We start from the raw sequence: 6,781 nt of genomic DNA, 5'->3' as shown, positions 1-6,781 counted from the left end.
ATCGCGACCCGGTTCGAGCGGTGCGACAATCGCCGCCCGCCGGCGGAAGCCGAGGATCGCTGCTGCGCCGCGCGGGACGAGCGGAGCCTCGCCGCGCAACGCGAACCCGCCAGCCTCCGGAAACCCAGGGACGGTTCAAAGTCGTCATCGACGCGCTTGCGCTCGGACGGCAAGCGTAGCAATCTCGAATATCGAAAATTCCGAGCCGATGGTTCGTCGCGCGCATTCCTGATTGCGCGACGACCGGCGCATTCACGAGAATATGCTCATGATGCGTCATCGGCCTGCCGGGGGGCGCCGATGAGAAAGCACCTTGCGATCGCGGGTTTGATCGGGCTCGTAGCGATGCCCCTGCCGGCTTCTGCTCAGGTCGACGCCTTTTTCGGCATCATGAATCAAGTGATCCAGGAAGGAGCTCGCCAGCAGCAGTTCGAGCGCGAGCGTGCGCTCCGGCAACAGGGAATCAACCGGGAGCGCGAAATCCGGCAGCGGGAAGTCGATCGCCGGAATGAAGCCCAGATCGCGCTGGTGCGGCGCGCGCAATCCGCGTTGAAGGAACTCGGCTTCTACACGATGGCGATCGACGGGTCCGCCGGGCCGGGGACCCGCCGTGCGGTTTCCGCCTATCTGAGCGCCTTCAACCTCCCTGACCGCCCATTGCAGGAGAGCGACGTCGTCGCTCTCGAACGCCGCGCCGCGGCGGGTTTCCGCTCTCAGCGCGAGACGCAGGAAGCCCTGGCGCGCGGTTTCTCGAACCGCAGCGATATGCAGGCGGCGGACGCCGCCGGCTTTCAGAACGGCCGGGAATGGGAGAACGCACGCCGCGCGGGAGTCGACACGTATGAACAATGGCGCGCCTTCGGCGCATCGGGATTTTCGACCTATCGGGATTATGCCGACGCTCGGCGACGCGGGTTCGCCACGCGCCGCGCGCTCGATGCGGCCGAACGGGATGGTTTCGACACGGCGGACGAGCATCGCATCTTCATCCAGTCCGGCGCTCCAGATCGGGAGGTCTTCGACCGCCAGCGCGAGCGCTACGAGGCCGCCGGGGTGGCGCGTGACGAATGCGTCGAGGCTGTCTCGCAGCGCGATTGGCCTCGGGCCGCGCCGCGTTGCCGTCAGGCCGCTCTCGTTATTCGCGACGACGACGCGCTTCTCGCGGCTCGCGCCACCGCGGAGCGTCAGCTCGATCTGCTGGTCGCCACCACTCGGGTCGAGCGCCGGCGGCTGGAACGCGATCTCGAGATGGCCAAGGACGCTCTCGCTCTCGCCGAGGCCGATCTCGACAACCTGGATCAGGGCAGCGCCGAAGACGTAAGGGATGACGCTCAGGCGTCTCGCGATCGACAGGCGGCTGCGCTCGAAGGACTGGCGCAGGAACTTGCGGACACGGACGCGACGTTGGAGCGCGCCGAACGCGGCAGGGTTCGCGCCAGCTGTTTCGGCGACGCGGAAGAGGGGCGTTGGAGCGCAGCCGTGGCGTCATGCGCAGCCGCTCTCTCCGCCGACCCTTCCGATCGCGAGAGCGCGGAATTCCTGGCGCGAGCCGAAGAACAGAAAGAGGTCGAGCGCCAGCGCGCGGAAGAGCAGCGCCGGGCCATCGCCCTCGCGAACGCCCGCCGCGAAAGCGAAGCCACGATCGCCATGCTCGACGCCTTCGCCTCATCCGGCGGCGCTTTCCAGAACGGGCTCGGCGTATCCCGCGCGGTCGTCAACCTGAAAGCGGCTCTCGATCAAGGGGAGCCTGAGGCCTTGCTCCAGACGCAAGGCGCTCTCGCCGATCTCCTGGTCGGGGAGCAGTCCTTCCAGGGCTTCCGTCAGGCGAAGTTGGCGGCCGAGCGCGCCGCCGAGGCGAGCGCGCTGACGCAGGCCGAAGAGAACGCCCGACGGCTCGAGGCCTTTATCCGAGACCATTTGACCCGCAATGTCCTTTCGCCTCATGCGGCGGAATTGCTGACCATTCAGGCGGAATTGGAAGACGCGTTGCGCTCCGACGATTCCGATCGGATCGTGCGCGAGCAGGCCGGCGCGCAGATGCGGCTGGACCGCCTCGGCCTGAGCGATGCGTCGCGGGCCTTCACGCTCGCTCCGCGCGTCGCCGCGACCACCCTGCGAGAGCAGGACGCGCGCGCGGCGCAGACGCAGCTCACGTTGGCGACCGCACGCGAGCGCGCCGCGGCGCTCCTCGCCGAAATCGAGGATTTCGTCGAAAGCGGAGCGCGGTTCGATGCGGCCATCCCGGTGGCCCGCGCGATCGGCGCTCTGCGCGGGCAACGTGAGGGCCTCGATATCGCCGGCATTGAAGTCGCCCGGCAGGCGTTGGAGGACGCACTCGGCGCCGAGGCTCCGTTCGTAGCGTTCCGAACGCGCCGCGCCGAGGCGGGCGCCGTGGCCGCCAGCGACGGAGCCGTCACTGCGGCCGCCCGGCTGGAACTGAAACGCGCCTTCATCGAGGCGTATATCGCTGAAAACCCGCTCGCCCTCGAAGCCGACACCCTTCTCGCAGCGCATGCGGCGATTACCGACGCGCTGGAGGCCGCTGCGCCGGCGGGTCTTGCTCTGACGCTCGCTGAAAAGCGCGAGCAACTGTCCGAGCTCGGCCTGATGGACGCATTCGCCCGGCATGCCGCCATGGTTGCGCCTGAACCGACGGAGAGCATCGCCGTCGCTCGGTCGCCGGCTGGGCTGGCGATCACGGCTCTGAACGCGGCGCTGCTCGACGGCGACCCCCGCGACGTCCTGATTCTGCGCAACGTCTCCAACGGCGCTCCGCATCTTCGCTTGAACTTGCGTGGGGACCCCGTGTTCGAAGGCCGGCGCGCCCAGGTCTGCTGGATGCACGAACCGCCGCCGCCAACCCTGTCGGTCGATCTGGCCTTGCTGGAGCTGCGGAAATCCGGCGGCCAGCTGCTCATGGGAGGGCGCCGCTGCGATCCGGCCGAACTCCTCAAGCAGGATCTCGTCCTTCTGGAACGCGGTCGCTTCCTGCAGGGCGACGTGCTCGCCGCTCAAGCCTTGGTGCAGCGCTTCGAAGCGGAGGATCTCAGACCGTTTGCAGTGATTTCCTGGGAAAACGTAGCGGAGGAAAGCGCAGCGCAAGAAGCCTTTCTGGTCTCCCTGCGCGAGGAGCTGGCCGCCGGCGCGCGCGACGGCGTCGGGCTGATAGCCTTGCCTGAGCGCGGCGACGCCTTGTGCATCGTCGACGAAGGCGGCGACGAGCATTCGGTCGCGCTCAACGCCCATTTGGCGACGAGCGTCGAGGATCGGATCGCGCTGCATTCGCCGATCGGCCGTCGCAGGATTCAGGACAACGCCGAGCGGAGCTACGCCCGCGCAATGCGCGGCGAATGCGGGGCGGTCATGGCCGCAGGGGCCTCGCTCAACGCGTTTCTCGCGGGTTTCGCGCGCGATGGCCTGCGGCATCGCCTGACGCCGATCTGGTTTGAGGCGGATCACGTGGAGCAGGCGCGACAGGCGGTAATCGCGCGTGACGAGGAAAGGCTGCGCGACCTCGCTGCGATGCGCCAGAATCTCGAGGGCCGGGCCCTGCTCCTTCGTGAACAGAGAGCCACTGCGGAGGCCCGCCGGCAGGCCCGGGAGACGGACCTGCGCTCGACCTACGCTCAAGAGGCGCGGGCGGCCTTCAATGATCTGCAGGAGGGCGCTTTCGCCATCATCGACGACAGTTCGGTCGCCAATCGCCCCCATTCGCTGTTTCCCAGGTTCGCCGAATGGCGGCGGGAGCAGCGTTCGGGAGGAAGGGAATTTTCGGTTCGTCGCGCCGAGTTGCTGGACTTCGGCCTTGCGGACTGGAAGGCCGGCGATTGGAAGGAATCGTCATCCGTCTGCATCTCACGGCGCGCAATCCGGCGCTCGGCGCGTATCAGGAACGCTGCCTCGTCCTGGGCTATCTTATCGACGCCGAGTTCGGCTACCGCCGCGACGCGTTCGAACGGATTGCTCCGGCGCCGCGAACATTGTCGACGACTGGCGTTCGGACGGCGCTACGCGAGCCGATGGATCGCCGCCCTGGAGGAATAGACCGGACCAACCCGGCGGGCCGGGCGTCCACGGGCTCCATGACGCGCGTCTTCGAGTAGACCACGCCCGTCGGCTTCTCGAGGCGCCCGTCAACGTCATGGGACCAAGGCCCATGCCGAGGTCCGACGGGACGCCGTGCTTGACCCGCCGCGCGAGAAGCCGACAAAACTCGGCGCAGTGATGGGCTCGGCGCGCGACGACGCCGGTGGCCAGCATGTCCTTGCCAGCATGTCCTTGCCGCACGAGCGCCGGGCCGACATGATCGGCATCTTCCTCAACGGCGATCCCATCGTCGGTCTCGGCGGAGATACGGGAGACGCCGTCGTCGGACCGGAGCCGCGGCCGATCTGCGCCCCTGACCGTGTCGACCCGGCGCCGCCCGGCGCCGGGTCGAGCTTCACCTTCCCGTCATCCGGCCGTAGCGGTGGACGTTCGGCCAGGGCCGGCGAAACGGGGGGCGACGCGATTCTATTCCGATCTAAGTTTCTTCCACACGCCACGGGCCAGAACGACCATTTCGCCGTCCACCGTCAGCTCGCCTTCAACGAAGTGAACGGAGGGGTGTTCTTTCGAACGCGGGCCGTTCCGATGACGACGTCGCCCATTTTGACAGGCGCAAGGAAATGCACGTCCAAATGCATCGTCGCCTGCGGCCGAAATTCGTTCATCAACCGCCCATGCATGCCCAGCAATCGGTCGGCGACGGTCATGAGCATCCCGCCCTGAACGACCCCGCGCAGGTTGGCGTGCTTCTTCTCCGACTGAAACGCCAACATGAGGCCGGCGTCGGATTGCCGCTCCCATATCGGACCGACATGATTCAGGAACCCGTCGTCTTCGTGGAGCCGCCAGCCGTCGGCGGCGAAGTCGAATGCTTTCATCTTCTTCTCTCTTTCGTATCGTGTTCCCGCCGGCTTCGAAATTGCTCAGCTCAAGCGAAGCAGCGGGTCTGGAGCATCCGGAAACCCGATGGAGGTCCCGGCGATTCACGAAGGGTGACGGTCGGTTCTCTCCGTCGAGCGATCTACCTTGGCCGTCCGGCGTCTTGCGGCGGCTCGATCACGCCGCGCCATCGGAAGAGCGCGAACAACAGCGGCGCCGTCGCGTAGACCATCATCATCGGCTGACCTGGCAGGTGATGACGAAGGCGACTTCGATCCCGATCGCGATCGACAGGATCGTCATTTCCGCGGTCCCGCCCGGCGCGAAGGCCAGCAGAAGCGCTCCCGTCGGCTGCCCGAGCAGCGGCGGCCCCAAAGTCGCGACGATAGCGGACAGGGAAAGCAGCGACGCCGCCCAGACCAACCCCAGAGCATGGCTCCCATGGCTTCCGAGCGCTTGATCCCGAAGAACCGCGCGCCGGCGGCGGAGCCGATGACGACTTGTACGGCGGCGACGAGCCATCCCGGCGGCGCGGCGTCAGTCCTGCCTGCGCCATGCGCCACAGCGCTCAGGAACAACGCGGGAATCAGCACGCCGCCGGGAACCCGCACGCGCTTGCCGATGGCGTACCCCAATACGCCGCAGCCGATCAGGATCGCCCAGTCGGTCAGTCCTTCGGAGCCGGCATGGCCGGCCCGGGGAATGAAGACGGCGGCGCTCAGGTCGTAGCCTGCGAGGAACTGAAGCAGGATCGGGAGGATCGCAAGGACGCAGATGATCCTGATCGAATGCACCAGCACCATTTCCCGAAGGTTGCCGCCATAGGAGCCACCGAGCGTCGTCAGTTCGGCGAGTCCGCCCGGAGCGGAGGCGAAGAAGGCCGTGACCTTGTCGAATCCCGCCACGCGGACGAAAAACAGGAAGCCCGCCATCACTGAAACGAGCGTGAAGCCGAGGACGACGAGGAGCGCGGGCCACCAGAGCGGCAAGACCTGGACGATCGCGGGCGTGAAGGCGCTGCCCGCCATGACGCCGATCACCGGGCGCGCAGCGTCGCGGATCGGCAGCGGCACGAACCAGTTCCTTCCCAGGGTCGCGACGATCGCCGTGGCCGTGAGCGACCCGAGCATCCATGGCAGCGGGAGGCCCAGCAGGACGAACAGAAGGCTGCCCGTCCCGCCGACCATGAGTGCGAGCAACGTGCTTCGGACAAGTCTGATCACGGTGGCGGGTTCCTCGTGCGGGCAGGGGCGACAGTGCTGGGGGATCGGTCGGGCGCTTTGGCTGCGCATGAGAAAGCCGCAGCCGAGCGGCGCGTCGGCGGGCTGCGGCTTTCGTTCTTCGCATCGGGGCCTCTCAGCCCCAGCCCTGCGGCAGGTAGGGAGATAGCAGGCTCGGCGGATAATAGAGGTTGAGAGCTTTGGCGAGAACGAGAAGCAGCGTGATCGTTCCCAGCGCCACCAGCGCGTTGCGCCACCACGGACCGCCGACCTTGAACGTCGTGAGCAGCATGACGAAGATCGCCCCGCCCACGGGAAATCCCACGACCGAGATCAGGCCGAGGAGGCCCAGCATCCACAGAATGTAGTGAAGGTTTCCATGGGTGGTCTCGGTCGAAAATTCCGTATCCGTGAAAACGCCCGTGCGTGGTTTCGCGACGAAAAGCTGGGTCCAGAGGAGAGGCAGAATCAGCGCCAGGGTGATGAGGGCGACCGTGAGCGGGAACATGCGCGCCAACCGCGTCGCCTGGCTGGCGTCGTATGCGGCGAAGATCACGGCGCCTGCGAGAAGAGCCGTGAACGCCGCCTGGGGCAGGCGCGCCCGCATGTCGGGAATCTGTCTCTTATACACATCT

4 protein-coding genes and 1 pseudogene are annotated in these 6,781 nt (G+C 67.0%); 1 reads left to right on the top strand and 4 read right to left on the bottom strand.

Going from position 1 to position 6,781, the window contains the following annotated elements; translation table 11 throughout:
• The first annotated feature begins 300 nt into the window (after positions 1 to 300).
• The gene (locus ACN4EK_RS31660) at positions 301 to 4,044 is read left to right on the top strand and encodes a peptidoglycan-binding protein (RefSeq protein ID WP_431662429.1); all 3,744 of its coding nucleotides are present in this window, start codon (positions 301 to 303) and stop codon (positions 4,042 to 4,044) included.
• A 530-nt stretch (positions 4,045 to 4,574) separates the two neighbouring features.
• Here ACN4EK_RS31660 and ACN4EK_RS31655 read toward each other — a convergent pair.
• The 4 genes and pseudogenes from ACN4EK_RS31655 to ACN4EK_RS31640 form a co-directional block, all read right to left on the bottom strand.
• Positions 4,575 to 4,925, bottom strand: coding sequence for a PaaI family thioesterase (locus tag ACN4EK_RS31655; RefSeq protein ID WP_431662428.1), 351 nt, complete (start codon positions 4,923 to 4,925; stop codon positions 4,575 to 4,577).
• Between the two features lie 235 nt (positions 4,926 to 5,160).
• Positions 5,161 to 5,448 carry an AbrB family transcriptional regulator gene (locus ACN4EK_RS31650; protein WP_431662427.1) on the bottom strand — a complete coding sequence of 96 codons (288 nt, stop codon included), beginning with the start codon at positions 5,446 to 5,448 and terminating at the stop codon, positions 5,161 to 5,163.
• Positions 5,370 to 6,056, bottom strand: a pseudogene (locus ACN4EK_RS31645) (AbrB family transcriptional regulator); the annotation flags it as partial. The pseudogene ACN4EK_RS31645 and the gene ACN4EK_RS31650, both read right to left, overlap by 79 nt.
• Positions 6,057 to 6,282: 226 nt before the next feature.
• A partial coding sequence (locus ACN4EK_RS31640) for a tripartite tricarboxylate transporter TctB family protein (protein WP_431662426.1) occupies positions 6,283 to 6,781 on the bottom strand: 499 nt, incomplete at its 5' end.

The organism is Pantanalinema rosaneae CENA516 (assembly GCF_050753385.1).
Taxonomy (GTDB): Bacteria; Cyanobacteriota; Cyanobacteriia; order Leptolyngbyales; family Leptolyngbyaceae; genus Pantanalinema; species Pantanalinema rosaneae.
This window is presented reverse-complemented; position numbering and strand designations above follow the sequence as displayed.

Coding starts and splice junctions, on each gene's coding strand:
- ACN4EK_RS31660 (WP_431662429.1), top strand. CDS start 301: ATGAGAAAGCACCTTGCGATCGCGGGTTTGATCGGGCTCGTAGCGATG.
- ACN4EK_RS31655 (WP_431662428.1), bottom strand. CDS start 4,925: ATGAAAGCATTCGACTTCGCCGCCGACGGCTGGCGGCTCCACGAAGAC.
- ACN4EK_RS31650 (WP_431662427.1), bottom strand. CDS start 5,448: ATGGCTCGTCGCCGCCGTACAAGTCGTCATCGGCTCCGCCGCCGGCGC.